The organism is Sulfitobacter sp. 1A15106 (genome assembly GCF_043556995.1).
In the GTDB taxonomy this organism is placed as follows: Bacteria; Pseudomonadota; Alphaproteobacteria; order Rhodobacterales; family Rhodobacteraceae; genus Sulfitobacter; species Sulfitobacter faviae.
Genome location: NZ_JBIFFM010000008.1, coordinates 137,773 through 157,520, shown reverse-complemented (window position 1 = coordinate 157,520; position 19,748 = coordinate 137,773). Strand labels below are relative to the sequence as shown.

Annotated in this window: 20 protein-coding genes; 11 read left to right on the top strand and 9 right to left on the bottom strand. The window is 62.0% G+C overall.

Annotated features, from left to right (window positions below; genetic code table 11):
- Positions 1-42 precede the first annotated feature (42 nt).
- Positions 43-1,614: an ABC transporter substrate-binding protein gene (locus ACGYKA_RS13885; RefSeq protein ID WP_394418050.1), complete on the bottom strand. Its 1,572-nt coding sequence runs from the start codon at positions 1,612-1,614 to the stop codon at positions 43-45.
- 187 nt (positions 1,615-1,801) lie between these two features.
- Between ACGYKA_RS13885 and ACGYKA_RS13880 the strand changes: the two genes are divergently transcribed.
- The 8 genes from ACGYKA_RS13880 to ACGYKA_RS13845 all read left to right on the top strand — a co-directional run bounded on the left by ACGYKA_RS13880 (position 1,802) and on the right by ACGYKA_RS13845 (position 9,151).
- A complete protein-coding gene (locus ACGYKA_RS13880; RefSeq protein WP_271693963.1) occupies positions 1,802-2,770 on the top strand; it encodes a GntR family transcriptional regulator in 969 nt (322 codons plus the stop codon).
- Positions 2,767-3,468: a creatininase family protein gene (locus ACGYKA_RS13875; protein ID WP_394413086.1), complete on the top strand. Its 702-nt coding sequence runs from the start codon at positions 2,767-2,769 to the stop codon at positions 3,466-3,468. Before ACGYKA_RS13880 ends, ACGYKA_RS13875 begins: the two co-directional genes overlap by 4 nt.
- Positions 3,465-4,478 carry a ketopantoate reductase family protein gene (locus ACGYKA_RS13870; protein WP_394413084.1) on the top strand — a complete coding sequence of 338 codons (1,014 nt, stop codon included), beginning with the start codon at positions 3,465-3,467 and terminating at the stop codon, positions 4,476-4,478. Before ACGYKA_RS13875 ends, ACGYKA_RS13870 begins: the two co-directional genes overlap by 4 nt.
- Complete coding sequence (locus ACGYKA_RS13865; RefSeq protein WP_394413082.1) at positions 4,475-5,227, top strand: SDR family NAD(P)-dependent oxidoreductase; 753 nt, start codon at positions 4,475-4,477, stop codon at positions 5,225-5,227. The genes ACGYKA_RS13870 and ACGYKA_RS13865 overlap by 4 nt, the downstream gene beginning before the upstream one ends.
- Positions 5,224-6,123 (top strand): polysaccharide deacetylase, encoded by a 900-nt coding sequence (locus tag ACGYKA_RS13860; RefSeq protein ID WP_394413080.1) that lies wholly within the window; start codon positions 5,224-5,226, stop codon positions 6,121-6,123. The genes ACGYKA_RS13865 and ACGYKA_RS13860 overlap by 4 nt, the downstream gene beginning before the upstream one ends.
- Complete coding sequence (locus ACGYKA_RS13855) at positions 6,120-7,040, top strand: isoaspartyl peptidase/L-asparaginase family protein (protein ID WP_394413077.1); 921 nt, start codon at positions 6,120-6,122, stop codon at positions 7,038-7,040. The genes ACGYKA_RS13860 and ACGYKA_RS13855 overlap by 4 nt, the downstream gene beginning before the upstream one ends.
- 141 nt (positions 7,041-7,181) lie before the next feature.
- Positions 7,182-7,760 (top strand): TRAP transporter small permease subunit, encoded by a 579-nt coding sequence (locus ACGYKA_RS13850; protein WP_394413074.1) that lies wholly within the window; start codon positions 7,182-7,184, stop codon positions 7,758-7,760.
- A complete protein-coding gene (locus ACGYKA_RS13845; protein ID WP_209219229.1) occupies positions 7,760-9,151 on the top strand; it encodes a TRAP transporter large permease subunit in 1,392 nt (463 codons plus the stop codon). Before ACGYKA_RS13850 ends, ACGYKA_RS13845 begins: the two co-directional genes overlap by 1 nt.
- Before the next feature lie 279 nt (positions 9,152-9,430).
- Here the strand turns inward: ACGYKA_RS13845 and ACGYKA_RS13840 are convergent, their stop codons facing one another.
- Positions 9,431-10,525 carry a TRAP transporter substrate-binding protein gene (locus tag ACGYKA_RS13840; protein WP_271690295.1) on the bottom strand — a complete coding sequence of 365 codons (1,095 nt, stop codon included), beginning with the start codon at positions 10,523-10,525 and terminating at the stop codon, positions 9,431-9,433.
- Positions 10,526-10,767: 242 nt separating this feature from the next.
- Between ACGYKA_RS13840 and ACGYKA_RS13835 the strand changes: the two genes are divergently transcribed.
- The 3 genes from ACGYKA_RS13835 to dctP are packed head-to-tail and all read left to right on the top strand — an operon-like array spanning position 10,768 to position 13,688.
- Positions 10,768-11,268 carry a TRAP transporter small permease subunit gene (locus ACGYKA_RS13835; protein WP_067266598.1) on the top strand — a complete coding sequence of 167 codons (501 nt, stop codon included), beginning with the start codon at positions 10,768-10,770 and terminating at the stop codon, positions 11,266-11,268.
- Between the two features lie 16 nt (positions 11,269-11,284).
- Positions 11,285-12,580, top strand: a complete 1,296-nt coding sequence (locus tag ACGYKA_RS13830; protein WP_394413224.1) for a TRAP transporter large permease subunit — start codon at positions 11,285-11,287, stop codon at positions 12,578-12,580.
- 19 nt (positions 12,581-12,599) lie between these two features.
- On the top strand, positions 12,600-13,688 hold the full coding sequence (dctP, locus tag ACGYKA_RS13825) for a TRAP transporter substrate-binding protein DctP (protein WP_394413072.1): 1,089 nt from the start codon (positions 12,600-12,602) through the stop codon (positions 13,686-13,688).
- A 249-nt stretch (positions 13,689-13,937) separates the two neighbouring features.
- Here dctP and ACGYKA_RS13820 read toward each other — a convergent pair whose 3' ends face one another.
- The 7 genes from ACGYKA_RS13820 to fdh3B all read right to left on the bottom strand — a co-directional run bounded on the left by ACGYKA_RS13820 (position 13,938) and on the right by fdh3B (position 19,742).
- Positions 13,938-14,672, bottom strand: a complete 735-nt coding sequence (locus ACGYKA_RS13820; protein ID WP_271690294.1) for an amino acid ABC transporter ATP-binding protein — start codon at positions 14,670-14,672, stop codon at positions 13,938-13,940.
- Positions 14,669-15,343, bottom strand: coding sequence for an amino acid ABC transporter permease (locus tag ACGYKA_RS13815; RefSeq protein ID WP_271690293.1), 675 nt, complete (start codon positions 15,341-15,343; stop codon positions 14,669-14,671). The genes ACGYKA_RS13820 and ACGYKA_RS13815 overlap by 4 nt, the downstream gene beginning before the upstream one ends.
- A 3-nt stretch (positions 15,344-15,346) precedes the next feature.
- A complete protein-coding gene (locus ACGYKA_RS13810) occupies positions 15,347-16,105 on the bottom strand; it encodes an amino acid ABC transporter substrate-binding protein (RefSeq protein ID WP_394413069.1) in 759 nt (252 codons plus the stop codon).
- A gap of 243 nt (positions 16,106-16,348) precedes the next feature.
- Complete coding sequence (locus ACGYKA_RS13805; protein ID WP_394413066.1) at positions 16,349-17,704, bottom strand: sigma-54-dependent transcriptional regulator; 1,356 nt, start codon at positions 17,702-17,704, stop codon at positions 16,349-16,351.
- A gap of 17 nt (positions 17,705-17,721) precedes the next feature.
- A complete protein-coding gene (locus ACGYKA_RS13800; RefSeq protein WP_259950196.1) occupies positions 17,722-17,847 on the bottom strand; it encodes a hypothetical protein in 126 nt (41 codons plus the stop codon).
- Between the two features lie 34 nt (positions 17,848-17,881).
- Positions 17,882-19,081 (bottom strand): formate dehydrogenase subunit gamma, encoded by a 1,200-nt coding sequence (locus ACGYKA_RS13795; RefSeq protein WP_276154053.1) that lies wholly within the window; start codon positions 19,079-19,081, stop codon positions 17,882-17,884.
- A gap of 67 nt (positions 19,082-19,148) precedes the next feature.
- Entirely contained in the window at positions 19,149-19,742 is a 594-nt protein-coding gene (fdh3B, locus tag ACGYKA_RS13790; RefSeq protein ID WP_067266580.1) for a formate dehydrogenase FDH3 subunit beta, read from the bottom strand.
- Between the last annotated feature and the right edge of the window lie 6 nt (positions 19,743-19,748).

Genomic DNA, 19,748 nt, shown 5'->3' with positions numbered 1-19,748 from the left:
CACCCGCCGGCAAGCAGCGGGCGCCCGGTGCGTTATGCCGCCTTATTCGACCGGGGTGATCGCATAGGCGCGGGTTTCCTGATCGACGCGGGGCGTCATCTCGATGGTGTCGGCATTGGCCGCCCAGACGGTCTGCAAGATCACCGTCGGGATCAGCGCGCGGTCTTCCATCGCGATGAAGGACGCCTCTTCATAGAGCTTTTTGCGCGCTTCCGGATCGAGGGTCTGGGCGCCTTCGCCGAAGACCTTGTCGAACTCGGGGTTGGAGTAGCCCGCGCGGTTGAAGTTGCCGAAGCCCTTCTCGGGGTCCTTGGTGTGCACCAGCGCGCCGTAGGTATAGGCGGCCTCGCCGGTCAGCGTGCCCCATGCGGACATGGTCATGGTGTATTCCTCACGCGCGGCGGCGGGGAAGAAGACCGTGCCGTTCAGCGCCTGCGCGTTCACCTTCAGACCCAGACGCGACCACATCTGCGCCAGCGCCTCGCAGACCACGGCATCGCCGGGCACGCGGTTATTGGTGCAGGTGAAATCGATCTCGAAACCCTCGGGGTAGCCGGCCTCGGCCAGCAGTTCCTTGGCTTTCTCGATGTCATATTCGCGCTCGCCCAGTTCCGGGCTGTAGCCGAAGAAGCCTTCGGGCATCAGCTGGTTGGCGGGCGTGCCGAGACCTTCGAGTACCACGTTGACCAGCACGTCGCGGTTGATCGCCAGGTCCAGCGCCTTGCGCACACGCAGATCCTGCAGCGGGTTGCCCTCGACCTCTTCGCCGTCGACCTTGATCGGCTGCGGCTCTTCGTCCTTCACCGACGGCGCGATGTTCAGGATATAGACCGAGTCGGAGACGAATGTTTCGATGTCGCCATCATTCTTCATCGCGAGGTAGTCGGAGGCGGGAACGTAGTTGATCAGGTCAACTTCACCCGACCGCAGGGCCGCAACGCGCGAGGTGTCCTCGGGGATCTCGCGACGGGTGACGGTCTCCCAAGTGGCCTGACCGCCCCAGTAGTCGTCGAAACGCTCAAGCACCAGATCGCCTTTGGGCTGCCAAGAGACGAAGGTGTAGGGGCCGGTGCCGATCGCCTTCTCGCCCGAGTTGAACTCCTCGTTGCCCGCTTCCATGCCGGTTTCAGAGGGCACAACGAAGAGACGGGTGAAGTCGTTGGGCAGCGACGGCGCCATGCCCTTGGTCTTCACGCGCAGGGTGTAGTCATCGACCACTTCGACGCTGTCGACATATTTGGTGTAGAGGGTCATCGGCATCGGGCCGGTCACCTGCGGAATACGCTCGATCGAGAATTTCGCGTCCTCGGCGGTGAAGTCGGTGCCATCATGAAATTTCACGCCTTCGCGCATCTTGAATTCCCAAGTGGTATCGTCGATCGGCTCCCAGCTCACGGCGAGGCCGGGCTTCAGCTGCAGCTTCTCGTCGACATCGACGAGCGTGTCGAAGACATGGCGCAGGGCTTCGGCCTGCGAGCCCAAGGTCGACCAATGCGGGTCAATCGAATCCGGGCCGGCGCGCAGGCCGATCACCAGATCGGCGGCCATCGCTGCTGGCGCGGCAGCGATCAGCGCCAATGCGGCGACGGCGGATTTCAGGGTAAGCTTCTTCATTGGTCAAAACCTCCATGTGTTATATCTTGCAGTTACACTAGACAGCTATAATTGTGACGGTCAACACAAATATGTAACATTGCAACCTTCGCATGCCGTATAAGCCCAATATATAAGCTTGTCGCGCTACTGTTTTTGAGGCAGTGTTACAGACATGAGTGACAAACAGGCAAAATTTGAACGGGCAATGGATCGAATCGTACAGGCGATGGATCGCAGTTCGTCCGTATCTCTTTCCGTTCAGCTCCGCGGAGCGCTGGAATTCGGGATTGCGTCGGGCGAATTGCCCTCCGACGCGCGCCTGCCCTCGGTCCGCGCTTTGGCCGCGCGGATGAAAATTTCCCCGGTCACGGTCAGCAATGTCTACGCCGCGCTCCAATCCTCGGGGTTGGTCGAGGGGCGCGTCGGCTCGGGTACATTCGTCAGCGGCGGTGGTAGCCGCGCCCACGACGGGCGCTTTCGTCAGCTTGATCAACAGATCGCTGAACTGTTGAGCCTCGCGAAATCCTGTGGCGTCAGCGCGTCGGAACTGGCTGTGCGCATTTCCATGGCCAGCAGCGCCAGCCCGCGCCCGCTGCGCATTCTGATGGTCGGCAATTTCATCGACGCGACCCGCGCTTATGCAGATGAACTGCGCCAGCATCTGCCCGAGGGCGATGAGATCGACGCCGCCGTTCTGGATGAGATCGCACCCAATCCACCCAAGGACATCGACCTGATTATCGCACCCAAAACTCTGCTGTCCAAAACGCGAGAAATCTTGCCGAATGTCGAAGTGCTCGGCCTGACGCTCATCCCCAACGAGGCGACCCGCGTGGCACTGGCTTCGATCCCGCCTGACGCCAAGACGCTCGCTTACTCCTATTTTCCCGGCTTCGTTACGATCATGAAAGCGGGCATCCTGCGGTTTGCCCCCCATGTCACGCAGTTGACCATGAAGGTCCGTGACGAGAATGGCCTGTCATCGGCCATGCGCGAGGCAGATGTGGTCATCTATGCCACCGGTGCCGACTACCTTCGTGGCGCGTTGCGCCCCGAGCAGACCGCTTTTGAATACCGTCACACCCCAGACGTACACGCCATCCGTTCAGAAATCCTGCCCGCCATCGAGACATGCCGGGCCTCTCTCAAATCCGCAAAGGCCGCCGAAGAATGAAGATATCCGAAAGCAATTGGTTCGAGATCGAAGAATACCTCAAGACCGACGACCGCTGCGTCCTCCCCTTGGGCAGCACCGAGCAGCACGCCTACCTCAGCCTCTCGGTCGATTCGATCCTGTCGGAAAAGGTCGCCGCCGATGCCGCCGAACCTTTGGGCGTGCCGGTCTTTCCGGCTGTGGCTTATGGCCTGACGCCTTATTTCATGGGTTTCCCCGGCTCGGTCTCGCTGAAGCTTTCGACCTATGCGGCACTTTTGCACGACATCCTCGACAGTCTCTATGCCACCGGCTTCCGCCGCGTGCTGATCGTCAACGGCCATGGCGGCAACAGCCCGGTGCAGCCCGTCACGATGGAGTGGATGGAGGCCAATGAAGGCGCCCGCTGCCGTTTCCATGACTGGTGGCGCGCGCCCGAGACGTGGAACTGCGTGCAGGAGATCGACCCCGTCGCCTCTCACGCGTCGTGGATGGAGAATTTCCCCTGGACCCGCCTGCCCGGTCGTGAGCTGCCGGACGAGCAGAAACCCTTCGTCGACTTCGACCGCCTGCGGGACCGCAACGCCGCCGGCGTGCGCACGCTCATCGGGGACGGCAACTACGGCGGTGTCTACCAGAAGCCCGATGCCGACACCGACCGCCTGTGGGAGATCGCCGTGCGCGAGACCCGCGCGCAGCTCGAGGGGGACTGGGCATGAGCGAGACCCCGATCCTGATCTGGGGTGCCGGTGCGATCGGCGGCATCCTCGGCGCCTATTTCGCCCGCGCGGGCCATGCGGTGCATATGGTCGATGTGGTCGAAGAGCATGTCGCGGCAATGCGCAGCACCGGCCTCAAGATCGAAGGCCCGGTTGAGGAATTTACCCAAGTCCTGCCCGCCAGCACGCCCGCGGAACTCACTGGCCAGTTCGACCGCATCTATCTTTGCGTGAAGGCGCATCACACCGAAGCGGCGCTTGAGATGCTCACCCCGCATCTCGCGCCCGGTGGCTATGTCGTCTCGGCCCAGAACGGCCTCAACGAAAAGGTCATCGCCGCGCGCATCGGGGCCGAGAATACGGTGGGCTGTTTCGTCAACTACGGCGCCGACTGGCTGGAGCCGGGGCGCATTCTCTTTGGCAACCGCGCCGCTGTCGCCGTGGGCGAATTGGACGGGCGCATGAGCGACCGCGCGGCCGAGGTGCATGGGCTGTTGAAACTGGTCGAGCCCGAAGCCGTCGCTACCGACAACATCTGGGGCTACCTTTGGGGCAAGATGGGCTACGGCGCGCTGCTTTTTTGCACCGCCCTCACCCCCGACAGCATGTCCGACGCCATGGCGCGGCCCGAACACCGCGCCGCCTACCGCGCGCTTGGCCACGAGGTGATGACACTGGCCGCGCATGAGGGCGTCTCGCCGCTCGGTTTCAACGGATTCGACCCGGAAGCCTTCCGCGCCAATGACACCGCCGCCATCGACGCGGCGATGGAAAAGATGATCGCCCACAACCGCAAGACCGCCAAGACCCACTCGGGCATCTGGCGCGACCTCGCGGTGCGCAAGCGCAAGACCGAGGTCGACGCGCAAATCGGCGTCATGGTCGAGTTGGGCCGGGAAGCGGGCATCGCGGTGCCGACACTGGCGCGCATGGTGGACCTCATCCACGACATCGAGGACGGCAAGCGCGCACAATCCGCCGAGCTTGTCGACCTGTTGGTGGCGGCATGAAGATCGATCTGACCGGCAAGGTCTTTGCCGTAACCGGCGCGGCGCAGGGCATCGGTGCCGCCATCCTGTCCGAGTTGCGCGCCGCCGGGGCCACCGTGGCCGCGATGGACATCGATGCCGAAGGCCTCGCTCCGCTGGAGGCCGAGGGCGTGACGCTCCATAGCGGCGATCTGGGCAACCGCGAGACAACCCTCGCGCTCTGCGCCGAGATCCTCGAACGTCACGGGCGGATCGACGGGCTGGTGACTTCTGCCGGCGGTGTACGCGGTCAGGTAGGACGCCCTCTGGAAGAGATCAACGAGGCCGACTGGCAGGCGATCTTTCAAGCCAATGTCGATGCCGCCATGTGGTGTGCGCAAGGTTTCGCGCCCGCGATGAAGAGCGCGGGATCGGGCCGGATCGTCACCATCTCCTCCGGCGCGGGGCTGAAGCCCAGCCTTACTGGCATCCAAGCCTATGCGGCGGCGAAACACGCGCTCGTGGGTCTCACCAAGCAGCTGGCGCTTGAGCTGGGACCGCAGGGCATCACGGTGAATTCCGTGGCCCCCGGCTTCGTCCTGTCGAACCCCTCGACGGAAAAGCAATGGGACGCCTTCGGCCCCGAGCGGCAGAAGCAGATCATCGGCGGCATCCATATGCGCCGCTTGGGCCGCGCACAGGACATCGCGGATGCGGTCACCTTCCTCTGCTCCGACCGCGCCGGTTGGATCACGGGCCAAATTCTTTCCGTCGATGGAGGCCACGCATGAGCGAGCCGCATGAATGGGACGAGCCGCATTGGCGCGGGCTGGTCGAACAGGTCCGCGCGGGGCAGAACCTGCTGCCGAAATCCTGGCCCGACGGCGCTCGTTGTGCCGTGGCGCTGAGTTTCGACAGCGATCACGAAACCAACGAGCTGCGCGACGGCGGCACAAGCATCGCCCGCCTCGGCTGGGGCGAATACGGCGCGCGGCGCGGCATTCCGCGCATCCGCAAGGTGCTGGACCGTCATGGCGTGAAGGCGAGTTTCTTCGTGCCCGCCGTCTCTGCCCTGCTGCACCCTGAGGAGCAGCGCAGCCTCGCCGAGGAGGGCCACGAGATCGGCCTGCACGGCTGGATCCACGAGCGCAACACGCAGGTCCCGCCGGAGGCTGAACGCGATCTGATGCTGCGCGCCTCGGACACGCTGGAAAAGATCACCGGCACCCGCCCCGTCGGCATGCGCACACCGTCGTGGGACTACAGCGCCCACACGCTCTCGATCGCCCGCGAGATGGGGCTTCTCTACGACAGCTCTCTGTTCTCGGACGACGACCCCTACGAGATCGTCGAGAAGGGCGAAGCGACCGGGATTGTGGAACTCCCCGTGGAGTGGATTCGCGACGACGCCGTCTATTTCATGATGAACCGTTTTGGCGCGCAGCGGCCCTATACGCCGCCCGCGGATGTGCTCGACATTTTCCGGCGCGAGTTCGACGGCGCTTATGACGACGGCGGGCTCTTCCTCTTGACCATGCACCCGCATGTGACAGGCTACCGCTCGCGCATTTTCATCCTCGACGAGCTGATCGACCACATCAAATCCCGCGGCGATTGCTGGATCGCCACCCATGCCGAGATCGCCGCCTATTGCGCCGAACAGGCCGGATTGAAAGGACACACATGACCTATTCCCTTGCCATTCACGGCGGTGCCGGAACCATCCTCAAGGAAAACATGACGCCCGAGAAGGAGGCCGCCTATCACGACGGCCTCGCCCGGGCGCTAGAGGCGGGCGAAGCGGTGCTGCGCGACGGCGGGAGTGCGATGGACGCGGTGGTGGCCGCTGTCTGCGCGCTGGAGGACGAGCCGCTGTTCAACGCAGGGCGCGGCGCGGTCTATACCTCCGAGGGCGTGCAGGAGATGGACGCCGCCGTGATGGACGGCGCCGACCGGCGCGCGGGCTCGGTCGCCGGTGTTTTCGGGCCGAAGAACCCGGTGAAACTGGCGCGCGCCGTCATGGAGCGGACCGAGCATGTCACCCTCATCGGCCCCAACGCGCTAGAGATCGCCCGGCAGGCGGGCCTCGAGTTCGCCGACCGTGACTATTTCTTCACCCAGTCCCGTTGGGATGCCTTGCAGGAGACGCTCGCGATGCGCGCCCGGGGCGAGGTTTCGGACGATCCGGCGCGGCGGCATGGCACCGTGGGGGCCGTGGCGCGCGACGCAGCGGGCAACATCGCCGCCGCCACTTCCACGGGGGGCATGACCGCCAAGGCCCCGGGCCGGGTTGGCGACACGCCGATGATCGGCGCGGGCACCTTCGCGGACAACGAGACCTGCGCGGTCTCCGCCACCGGGCATGGCGAGATTTTCATCCGCTGGAACGCCGCCGGGGAGATCGCCGCGCGGATGCGCCACGCGGGCGAGGATCTGGCCACCGCCGCCGAACATGTGGTGATGCAGGATCTGGCGCCCAACGACGGCTCGGGCGGGATCATCGCGGTGGATGCGGCGGGCAATATCGCCATGCCGTTTAACTCGCAGGGCATGTACCGCGGCATGGTCCGCAAGGGCAGCGCGCCCGAAACCAGTATCTACTGAGCGGCGCGGCCCTTCGGTTGCCTTCCTGCCACGGGAAGGCGCCAAATGCAGCCGGGAAGAGCCGCCCGCCATCTAAATCTTGACATTTTGTCCCCTCCCTTTGATTGACGATCAAACGAACTTGACGGGAGAGGGGACAAGGTGCGTTTTTTAGCAGCAATGGCCAGGGTGATCTGCGCGGTGAACTTGGTCATCGGCAATCTCTTCTCATGGCTCGCACTCGGCATCGTGTTGGTCTGTTTCACCGTGGTTGTGCAGCGCTATGTATTCGCGATCAGCTTCGTTTGGATGCAAGACCTCTATATCTGGCTCAACGGCGCGATGTTCACAGCCGTGGCCGGTTTTGCGCTGCTGCGCGATGACCATGTGCGCGTCGACATCTTCTACCGCCCCGCCACCATGGCCCGCCGCGCGCTGATTGACCTGATCGGCGTCATCGTCTTTCTGCTGCCCTTCTGCTGGATCGTCTACACCTATTCGATCCCCTTCGTGATCCGCGCTTGGGGCTATCAGGAAGGGTCGGCCAATGTGGGCGGCATGCCGGGGCTTTATATTCTCAAAGCCTTCATCATCGGCTTCGCATTTCTACTCGCAATTCAAGGGATTGCATGGATCATCCGCTCCATCCTCGTGCTCAGCGGCAATGCTGATCTGGTGCCCAAATCCATGCAATACAGCCGGGACCAAATCCCCGCAGACCATCCGCAGGGAGCCGTTTGATGGACCCGATTTTCATTGGCGAGATGCTCGCCGCGCTCATGTTTTTTGGCGTGATCGGCTTTTTGCTGCTCGGCTTTCCGGTGGCTTTCACCCTTGCGGGCGTGTCGCTGCTGTTTGGCGCCGTGGGCATGGGCTTCGGCGTTTTCGATCCCTCCAACTTCGGCTCGCTGCCGAACCGCTATATCGGCTTCATGACCAACGAAGTCTTGGTCGCCGTGCCGCTCTTTATCTTCATGGGGGTGATGCTGGAACGCAGCCAGATCGCCGAGCAGCTTTTGCTCACCATGGGCAAGCTTTTCGGCAATATGCGCGGCGGTTTGGGGATTTCGGTGGTGCTCGTGGGCGCGATGCTCGCGGCATCCACCGGCGTCGTGGGGGCCACGGTTGTCACCATGGGCCTGATCTCTCTGCCCGCCATGCTGCGGGCGGGCTATGACCCCAAGCTTGCCACCGGGGTGATCTGCGCCAGCGGCACTTTGGGGCAGATCATTCCGCCCTCCACCGTGTTGATCTTCATGGGCGACATGCTTTCGGGCATTAACTCTCAGGTGCAGATGGCCAAGGGCAACTTTGCCCCCACGCCCGTCTCTGTGGGGGACCTTTTCGCCGGGGCGCTGCTACCGGGGATTTTGCTGGTCTCGCTTTACCTGAGCTACGTTCTCTTCAAAGCCGCGACCGCGCCCGCCTCCTGCCCCGCGACGCCGGTTCCGGCGGATGAGAAAAGCCAGCTGGTGCGAGATTTCTTTGTCGCCCTGATGCCGCCGCTCTTGCTAATCCTTGCCGTGCTGGGGTCGATCCTCGGCGGCATCGCGACCCCGACCGAGGCGGCCTCTGTCGGTGCTGTGGGGGCGATGGTGCTTGCGGCCATGCGCTGGCGTCTGTCCTTCCGCATCCTGCGGGAGACGATGATCGCCACGGCCACGATCACCAGCATGGTCTTTGTCATTCTGCTGGGGGCTTCGGTCTTTTCCATCGTGTTCCGCATGATGGGCGGCGACAATCTGGTGCATGAGTTCCTCAGCAACCTGCCCGGCGGCCCCTTGGCGGCGGTGGCGGTGGTGATGATCATCATGTTCTTCTTGGGCTTCATCCTCGATACCTTTGAGATCATCTTTATCGTGATCCCGATCACGGCGCCGGTGCTGTTGATGCTGGACATCGATCCGATCTGGCTGGGCGTCTTGGTTGGGGTGAACTTGCAGACATCCTTCCTGACGCCGCCCTTCGGCTTTGCGCTGTTCTATCTGCGCGGGGTGGCCCCGGCGGATCTGCCGACGAGCGCGATTTACAAAGGTATCCTGCCCTTCGTGATGTTGCAGGTGGTGGCGATTGCGATCCTCTTTGCCTTCCCGCAGATCGTGACTTGGTTGCCTAAGGTGATCGCGGGGTGAGATAGCCCCCCCGACGTTCAAAGGCCCGGCAGCAACGCCGGGCCTTTTTTTGTTTTCCAAACATCCGCCAATGTCCCGCCCGGCGGCACGCCGGGCATCGCCCTCCCTCCCCCCGGAGGGCGATTTTGCAACCTTGCGGCAGCCAGCAAGGTAAGCAACGGAGGAACCGGGCCAGCCCCTTGCTACGTTCAGATCGCCCCCCAGGGAGGGCGATGCCCTTCGCGCTCAAACGAAAAAGGGCCCGGCGTTACCACCGGGCCCTTCCGATCAGCGCGAAGCTCAGTACTTCAGGAACTTCTGACGCGCCTGCACATAGGGGCTGTCGATGTTCTCGGTCCGAGTACGGACGAGGTTCAGCGCTTCGACAAAGCTCTCGGCGGTCTTCTTGACCAGCGGGTCGTCGCTGTTGCGCAGTTCTTCGACCACTTCGACCGAGGCCTTGGCACCGGCTTCCATGATGTCGTCCGGGAAGTTGCGCACGGTTACGCCATGCTCTTCCTGCAGGGTCTTCAGTGCGCGCGGGTCGTTGGCGTAGAAGTCCGCAGCGACTTGGTCGTACTCCGCTTGGCTGACGTCACGGATGATCGCCTGCAGGTTCTCGGGCAGTTCCTGATACTTCTTCTTGTCGACGACAAGCTCGGTCGCCAGACCCGATTCCACGAAGGACGGCATGTAGTAGTTCTTGGCCACCTGATGGAAGCCGAGCGCCAGGTCGTTGTAGGGGCCGACGAATTCCGCAGCGTCGAGCGTGCCCGACTGCAGCGCCTGGAAAATCTCGCCCGCGGCCATGTTGGTCACGGTCGCGCCCAGTTTCTCCCACACGCGGCCACCAAGGCCCGGCGTCCGGAAGCGTACGCCTTTGACGTCGTCGAGGCTTTTCAGCTCATCGCGGAACCAGCCGCCGGTCTGCGTGCCGGTGTTGCCCGACAAGAAACCCTGAACGCCGAACTGGTCATAGATCTCGTCCCAGATTTCCTGACCGCCCATGTAGCGCATCCATGCGGTCAATTCCGGCGTCGTCATGCCGTAGGGCACGCCGGTGAAGAACGACAGCGCGGGGGATTTGTTCTGCCAGTAGTAGGCGGCGCCATGGCTCATCTCGGCGGTGCCGTCGATCACGGCGTCGAGCGATTGCAGCGGGGGCACCATCTCACCAGCCGAGAAGACCTGAATGGTCAGCTCGCCACCCGAGGCGGCGGTGATCCGGTCGGCCAGACGCTGCGCGCCGACACCCAGACCGGGGAAGTTCTTGGGCCATGTGGTGACCATGCGCCAGGTGATGTTGCCCTGCGCAATAGCGGGCGCTGCAAGTGTCGTGGCGGCGGCACCTGCCCCCATCACACCGGCTTTGCGGATAAATGAACGACGATCCATGTTTTTCCTCCCAAACGGATATTTGCTTAGCCTCCCCCGACGTCGACGCGGAGGGCCATGCGCAGCAGATAATCGTCGCTTTTCGAAAATGTCCATGGCTTAGGCAAATTGAAATCTCACCTTCTGGACAATCCCGCCCCAAGCCGCATACGTAGTGCTACTTAAAGCAGCATTATTAATGGTCTTTTGCCTTGTTTTCGGCAGAAAGGCCAATAATGTGCGAGCTGCCAGGGAGGGCTCAGATCTTGATAAAATTCATCGACCAGATGAACGAATTCGTCGGGCGCATCGTGTCGGTCGTCGCCGTCATTTTCGCCGCAATCATCATCTATGACGTCTTCATGCGCTATGCGCTGAATGACCCGACCCGCTGGGCCTTTGACGTCACGAAACAACTTTATGGCTTCTATTTCGTGATGCTGGGCGGCTATGCGCTGCGCCATCAGGCCCATGTGCGGGTCGATCTGATCACCGAAACCCTTGGCCCCAGCCTGCGCCGCTGGGTCGAAGCGGCGGGCTATGTGATCTTTTTCTTCCCCTTCGCGTGGATCTTCACCACCCGCTCTTATGAATTCGCCATGCGCTCCTATGCCCAAGGTGAGACGACATATGGCTCGGTCCAGCTGCCGGTCTATCCGCTGAAAATGGCCATGGCCCTCGCTGCCGGTCTTTTGCTGCTGCAAGGTGTGTCGGAATTTTTGAAACTCGTACTTAACCGTCAGGAACTGCCCCGTGACGCCTGAACTCATTGCTCTCACCATGTTCGGTCTGCTTTTGCTGGGCCTTTTCATGGGCCACCCACTGGCCTTCGTTCTGGGCGGCACCGCCGTTTTGGGCGCTGTCATCGCCGGCAAACCGATGGTGCTGGGCATAGTCATTAACCGGATTTTCGGCGATGTGCTGGACAACTTCACGCTGATCGCGATTCCGCTCTTTATCTTGATGGCAAGGTTCCTCTCCGATTCGGGCGTGACGGATAAGATGTTCGAATCACTGCGGCTTTTGATGTCGAACATCCGCGGCGGTCTGGCGCTGGCGGTGGTTTTCATCTCGATCCTGCTGGCCGCGACCACGGGTATCATCGGCGCCTCGATCACCGTGATGGGCGTGATGGCCCTGCGCCCGATGCTGCAATATGGCTATAGCCCGACCCTGACCACCGGGGTCATCGCCGCCTCTGGCTGTTTGGGCATTCTGATCCCGCCGTCGATCATGCTGATCCTCATGGCCTCTTATTCCCCCCTCTCGGTGGGAGAGCTTTTCGCGGGCGCCATGGTGCCGGGCGTGGTGCTGGGGCTGCTCTATGCGGTCTGGGTTTTCGTCGTCGCTGTGGTCCGACCCGACATGGCCCCCGCCGTTGAGCCGGATGAGAAAATCTCGAAACCCGCCCTCCTGCGCATGTTGCTGATCGAAGCCGTGCCGCCGCTGGTGCTGATACTCGGCATCTTGGGCTCTCTGCTCGCGGGCATCGCCACGGCGACCGAAGCTTCCGCCATCGGTGCGGCGCTGGCACTGGTGATCGTCATCATGCGCGGCAAGTTCAGCTGGGCCTCCTTCTACGGCGCGATGCTGGAAACCGGGCGCACCTCGGCGATGATCCTGTTTATCGTCGTTGGCGCCACCGCCTTTACAGGCGTGTTCAACATCACCGGGGGTCTGCGCGCCACGCAGGAGATCATCCGCAACCTCGACATGGCGCCTTGGCTCTTGATCGCGATGATGATGTTCATCGTCTTCATCCTTGGGGCCTTCCTTGACTGGACCGGCATCGTGCTGCTGTCCTTCCCGATCTTCCTGCCGATCGTGCAGGAGATGGACGTGAGCCTGTTGTGGTTCGTCGTGCTGATGTCGGTGGTTCTGCAAACGTCCTTTTTGACCCCGCCCTTTGGATATGCGCTCTTCTACCTGCGCGCCATTGCCCCGCGTGAGGTCAGGACGTCGCATATCATCGTCGGCGTGCTGCCTTTCATCGGTCTGATCCTGATGATGTGCGTGGCGATCGCCCTGTTCCCGCAGCTTGTCACCTGGCTGCCGGAAACGCTCTATACAAAATAATCAACGGAGGAGAGAGATTATGAAATGGAAATCAACCCTTGCCGGTCTGGCACTCTGCGCGGGCGTTGCCACGCAGGCCGCGGCCCAAGACAGCTGGACCATGACCACCACATGGCCGACCTCGCTGGAACTGATCGAGATCGACAAGCATTTCGTCGATCTGGCCAACAAGCTGACCGGCGACGACCTGACAATCGAATTCTTCGAAGGTGGCTCCCTCGTGCCCGCGGGCGAAGTGTTTGGCGCGGTTGAATCCAACACCGTGCAGGCTGGCGCCGACTGGCCCGGTTACTGGGCGGGCCGCAACTCTGCCTTCTCGCCGCTGGCCACCACGGCGAGCCTGTTCAACGCAGTCGACTACGTCAACTGGATCGAGCAATGGGGCGGCAAAGAACTTTATAACGAGATCTACGGCAAGTTCGGCATGGTCTATCTCCCCTACGGCGTGACCAACAACGAATCCGGCTTCCGCACCAACGAGCAGATCGTTACGCTGGAAGACCTCAAGGGCAAGCGTCTGCGTCTGTCGGGTCTGGAGCAGGGCCGTCTGTTGGAAAAACTGGGCGGGTCGCAGGTCTCCATGGCCGGTGGCGAAATCTATCAGTCGCTTGAGCGCGGCGTGATCGATGGCGCGGAGTTCTCGACCCCGAACGTCGACTTCTCTGGCGGTTTCCAGCAGGTTACCAAATACTGGGCGACACCGGGCTGGCACCAGTCTGCCTCGATCTTCGGTGTGATGATCAACAAAGGCGCATGGGACGCCCTGTCGGACGAGACCCGCGAAGCGCTTGAGATTGCGGCGCAGGCCAACCTCGTTTGGTCGCTGTCCTTCACCGAGAAGCGCGCGACCGAAGCCTACCAGCAGTTCCTCGACGCGGGCATCGAAATCAACCGCTACGATGACGAGACGCTGACCAAGGTTCAGGAGATGGCGAACGAGACCATCGAAGAGACCGCCTGCGAGAATCCCGATTCCGCCAAGGTCTACCTGAGCCAGCTGGAGTACCTGAACGACTACGCCAAATGGCGTGACGCTTCGGCGCCGTTCAACCTCGGCCGCACACCGAATGGTCCAGACATCGAGAAGATCCGCGCCTGCGCGGAGTGATTTGAGCCGTCAGGTTTAAACGGAAAGGCCCGCCAAATGGCGGGCCTTTTTACGTTTGGGGAAGAAGATCGAGGGCCATCGCCTGCCCGCGGGTCGGCGATCTGACAGATGTTCGGTCGCACTTCATGGTTCAACCATGATGTGCCTTCGCGAGGTTGCACCCAGCCTCACCAAATCGCCTACCCGGGGGGCGGGCAGGCGATGGCCCGGCGCCTGCGGCTTGTCCCGGGCCCGGGTGGCAAAATCACCCTACCCCTCAACCCGTTTCAAGAACTTCTGCAAACGCGCATCCTTCGGCGCGCCAAAAATCTCCGACGGCGCACCGCTCTCAACAATCTTCCCGCCGTCCATAAAGATCACCCGATCTGCGATCTCGCGGGCGAACTGCATCTCATGAGTCACGATCAGCATGGTCTGCTTGCGCTCCGCCACCGCGCGCATAAGGTCGAGCACCTCCCCCACCCATTCCGGATCGAGCGCCGAGGTCGGCTCATCGAACAACATCAGTTCCGCCCCGAGTGCCATGGCGCGACCAATGCCAACACGCTGTTGCTGCCCACCGGACAACGCCGCCGGGAAACTGTCAGCCTTATCGGCCAAGCCGGTCTCAGCCAAAACCGCGAGCGCGCGTTCTTCGGCCTCGGCCTTGGGGCGTTTCTGCACCGTGACGAGCGCTTCCATGATGTTCTCTTTCGCCGTCCTATTGGCGAAAAGCGCGTAGTTCTGGAACACCATCGCCGTCCGGCGGCGCAGCGCCAGAATATCCGCTTTGCGCGCCTTGGCGGCGTCGACGGTCACATCGCCGATGCGAATGACCCCCTCTTGCGGCACGTCGAGAAAATTGAGACAGCGCAACAGGGTCGACTTGCCGGTGCCCGAGGGGCCAATCACAACCACCCGCTCGCCCTCGGCAATCTGCAAATCAATGCCGTTCAGAACCGGCGCGCCGCCGAAATCTTTGGTCAGGCCAGTGATATCGATCATCGCACGAACGCCTTATTCAGATAGGTTTCAAGCCGCTTTTGCACTTGGCTTAGCGCTTCGACGATGACCCAATAGATCATGGCGACAACGAGATAGGCCTCGAAATAAAGGAAACTTCCGGCGGCTTCTTTCTGGGCCGCGCCCATCATCTCGGTCACGCCGAGGGTAAAGGCGAGCGACGTGCCTTTGATCATGTCGATGAAATAATTCACCAACGTCGGCGCGGCGATCCGGGCGGCCTGTGGCAGGATGATCCGCCACATCATCTGACCTTGGGTCATGCCGATGGACTGGGCGGCCTCCCATTGGCTGCGGTCCACCCCCATGATCGCGGCGCGGATGCTTTCGGCCATATAGGCGGCGAAATGCAGGGTCAGCCCCATGATGGCGGCAGTCACACCGCTGATATTGGTCAGGAACGACAGCACCTGCGGCAGACCGAAGTAGAAGAGAAACAGTTGCACCAGCAGCGGCGTGCCGCGGAAGAAGCTGATGAAAACGATCACGAGCCAGTCGAGCACGGGCACTTTCACAACCCGTTCAACCGCCAAAAGCGAGGCAAGGATGAGTGCGAACACCATCCCCGCCACCGCCATGAACAAGGTCAGCGGTACGTAGCCCAATATGACGGGCACCAGCCCCAGCATGTAGTCAAGGTCTAGCGCCCGCATGGGTTACTCCGCTTTGGTGATGTCTGTGCCGAACCACTTGTCCGAGATTTTGGCCAGTGTACCGTCTTCGCGCAGGGATTCCAGCGCGGTGTCGACACGGTCACGCAGCGCGCGGCCTTCGTCATTGTCTTGGAACGGCAGGGCGTTGCGGATCTCAGAGAAAGGCTTGCCCGCCAGTTGCAGCGGCAGGGGGCTTTCCTGAATAAGCTGCGCCGAAGAAACCCGGTCCATCACAAAGGCATCGACCCGGCCAAGCGCGGTATCTTGGGCGATGTTGGACTCATAGGTCTTGATCTCGATCTCATCCGCGAAGGAGAGCTCGTTCAAAAGTTGCTCGAAGTTCGACCCAAGGTTCACCGCAACGGTTTTGCCGCGCAGGTCTTCGACGCCGCCGATCTCTTCGTTGCCCTCTTTGGTCACGACCTGCGCACCGTCAAAAACATAAGGCGCGGTAAAGGCGAACTTTTCCTGACGCTCGGGCGTGATGGTGATCTGGTTGGCGATCGTATCAATGCGGCCCGCGTCCAACGCGCCGATCAGGCCGGAGAATGCCATGGTCTCGAACTCGACCTCGAAACCCGCCTCTTCGCCGACGGCGTTCATGACATCGACCTCAAACCCCTGAAGCACGTCCTGCTTCACAAAGGTGAAGGGAAAATAGCCGCCCGACATGCCGACGCGGAGCGTGTCATTGTCTTGGGCAAAGGCTGCGGTGCCATTGACCGCGGCGAGCGCGGTGGCGGTAACGATCTGTTTCAGCATTGAATTTACTCCTCTAACGCTTGCGCTTCAGATGTCACTGGGCGCCGCCCGCTTCAACACCGTCGCTGAAACAGGAACGTTTGACGGGCAGGATCGGTTCAGATGGAATAACGGGTTTAGAAGAGCGGCCCCGGCAGGGATGTCCTCCCTACCACAGGGCCCGTAACAGAATGAAATTCTGCGAATCTGAAGAAGATTCCCCACATGCGGAACAGATATGCGCGTTTCGCATAGCTTTATCCGTCAAAGCGCCTCGATATCCAACCCTTCGGCGGCCCAAGCGGCGAGCTTGCGGTCGACGGTTTTGCGCGACACGCCCAAGCGGCGCGCGGCCTCGGCCCGGTTGCCGTTCGACAGATCAAGGATGTGCAACATATGGCGCTGCGTGACCAGTTCGAGGTCTTCGATCGCCCGTGGCCCATCGACCGCGCCATGGCCCGCAAAGGCTTCGGGCAGGCTGCCAAGGATCACCGAGCGTTCGATCAGATTGCGCAATTCGCGCACATTCCCCGGCCAGTCGTAACGGCGCAGTTTCAGCAAAGTCTCCGCATCCAAACGCAGCGCGGGCATGCCTAGCGCGGTTGAAAACTGCTGCATGAACATCGCCGCCAGTTCGACGATATCCTCAGACCGGTCCTTGAGCGGGGGCATCGCGACTTCAACCACGTTCATGCGATGATAGAGGTCGGCGCGGAAACGCCCCCCTTCCACCGCCTTGGGCAGGTCGGCGTTGGTGGCGAACAGGAACCGCAGGTTCAGCGGAATCTCCCGCTCCGCCCCTTCGGGCCGGATGCGCTGGTCTTCCAACACCCGCAAGAGCGCCGCCTGTAGCTGCTCCGGCATCTGCGCCACTTCGTCGAGAAACAACGTGCCGCCGTCGGCCAAAAGGAACAGCCCCGGTTGCAGGGTCTCGTTCCCCTCCACCGCGCCAAAGAGTTCGGGCACGATCCGGTCTGGCGTGATGGCGGCGCAGTTCACCGCGACGAAGGGATTATCGGCGCGGTCGGACATCTGGTGCAACTGCCGCGCGGCCAACTCCTTGCCCGTGCCGCTGGGACCGGTGAAAAGCACCGGCGTCGGCACGGGAGCAAGACGGTTGAGCATGCCGCGCACCTTCGACAGCGCCTCGGATTTGCCGAGCATTTGCACCGCCGTGCCACCCTGCAACTCCCGCCTGAGCAGGGTATTGTCACGGCGCAGGTTCTTGCGGTCCAATGTGCGCGACACCGCGCCGAGGATTTGGTTCGCCCGGAAGGGTTTCAGCACGAAATCACTCACGCCCGCCCGGAGTGCGGCAATGGCGGTTTCAAGATCGGCATAGGCGGTGATCAGGACCGTGTCGGCGTAGAACCCCTTGCGGCGCTGTTCGACGACCCATTCCAGACCGGTCTTGCCGGGCATGACATTGTCCAGCACGACCACATCGAAATGCGCCTCGTCCAAGAGCTTGGTGGCCTCCGCAGGAGAAGCCGCTTGGGCCACGCGTTTGACGCGCGGCTCCAATATCTTGGTGAGGAAATGGCGCATCCCCGGTTCGTCGTCGATCACAAGGATCGACGCGCCTTCGAGCGTGCCGCCGTATTCATCGCCTGCCGCCATGATATGCCTCTTTGGTGTCAGTCCAGCCGGACGTTTTCACCTGAATAGACCTCGGCGGAGGAAAAGCCTATCTCATGCAGCCCGAAATAGGCCACGACGCCGATCACCGCGACGCCCAGAAACCCTGCCAACATGGCTTTCATCGCGCGACTCCTTTGATTTGAACGCCGCCGCCCGTCATTCTGCGGGGGTCCGTTTGTCTTGTTTGACCTCATCAAGCCAGAGCGAGTGGTGCTGTTCGGCCCAACGCTCATCGACCTCGCCATTGCCCATGGCGTCAAAGGCGCCTTCCATGCCGAGCGTCCCGATGTAGATATGGCCCAAGATCACCGCCATCATCAGAAAGCCGATGATCGCGTGCCACAGCTGGGCATATTGCATTTCGGCATGGGGCGTCAGATCGCCCTGAAGCGGACCAAAGCCTGCGGCCTCGGCCATGCCGATGTCATTGATGATGTTGAACGTATGCCCGAAAAGCTGGATCTCGAAGGGAAAGAGCAGCGACAGTCCCGAGAGCGAGACCGAGAAGCCCAGCAGGATCACAGCCCAGAAGACGATCTTTTGGCCGAAGTTGAACTTCTTGGCGGGCGGGTGTTTGTCACCGATGAAACCGCCGCCCTGTTTGATCCAGACCCAATCGGTCTTGTTCGGGATATTGTGCCAAATCCACATGACGAAGACCATGACGAGCGCAATCATGAAGGCCCATGAGACGTTATTGTGGATGAACTTCGACCCGGTCAACAGGGTCGAGTTGAACTCATGCCCCAGCAGAGGGATGACGACCTTGCGACCAAAGAGCGTGGCCAAGCCCGTCAGCGCGAGCAGGATGAAAGACCCCGCCAGCATCCAATGCGCGAAACGCTCAATGGCTTTAAAGCGGGTGACGGTGCGCCCGACCTTGCCGCCCTCGATACGGATCCGGCCTCGTAGGAGGTAAAAGAGCAGCAGCACAGCCAGCGTCCCGGCGAGCAGCCAAGCGCCATATGTCGCCAGTGGGCCTTCGCGGAATTGCTGCCACCACATCCCGTTGTCTTGGACAAGGACGCGGCCCGTCTTGTTCATCGTACTCACGCGCACGGGCAATTCGTTATAGCGGATGCCACGCCACAGGTCGGGGTCAGAGCGTCCGCCGAGCGGGCCAAGGCTTGGCACCGTGGCCGCATCGCCGCCCAAATTGTTGCGCCGGAACCCGTCGTCGATCTCTGCGCCGTTCTGACGCCGTTCGATATCGGCCAAGTTCTGCGCGCCGCCGGTGCTAGCGCGGTCGATGGCCGAGGGGGTCGCGTTCTCAGGCAGGCGCACGTCCTGCGCCGTGACGCTGACCGGCAGCGCGGCCAAGGCGAGAATGAAAAGAGCCATCAGGTGGCGCAGCATGGGAAATCCCCCGGCTAGACAGATATGGAGAAAAGGGACGGCCCGATCAGGCCGCCCCCGAAAGCCGTTACTGGCCCTTTTGCTCGTAAGCCGTGCCCCAGCCCCAAGCGCCGGAGCCGAAGCCGCGTGCGACCACGCGCTCGCGGTAGATGTCCGAGACCATGTCCCCGTCACCGGCCAGCAGCGCCTTGGTCGAGCACATTTCGGCGCAGATCGGCAGCTTGCCTTCCGCGATCCGGTTGCGACCGTACTTCTGGAACTCAGCCTGAGAGTGGTTCTCTTCGGGGCCACCGGCGCAGAAGGTACATTTGTCCATCTTGCCGCGCGACCCGAAGTTGCCAGCCTGCGGGTACTGCGGCGCGCCGAAGGGGCAGGCGTAGAAGCAGTAGCCGCAGCCGATGCAGAGGTCTTTGGAGTGCAGCACGATGCCGTCGTCGGTCTGGTAGAAACAATCCACCGGGCAGACCGCCATACAGGGCGCGTCTGAGCAGTGCATGCAGGCGACCGAGATCGAGCGTTCGCCCGGCTGGCCGTCCTGAATGGTCACCACGCGGCGGCGGTTGATGCCCCAAGGCACCTCGTGTTCGTTCTTACAAGCCGTGACGCAGGCGTTGCATTCGATGCAGCGCTCGGCATCGCAGAGAAACTTCGCTCTTGCCATTCTCTT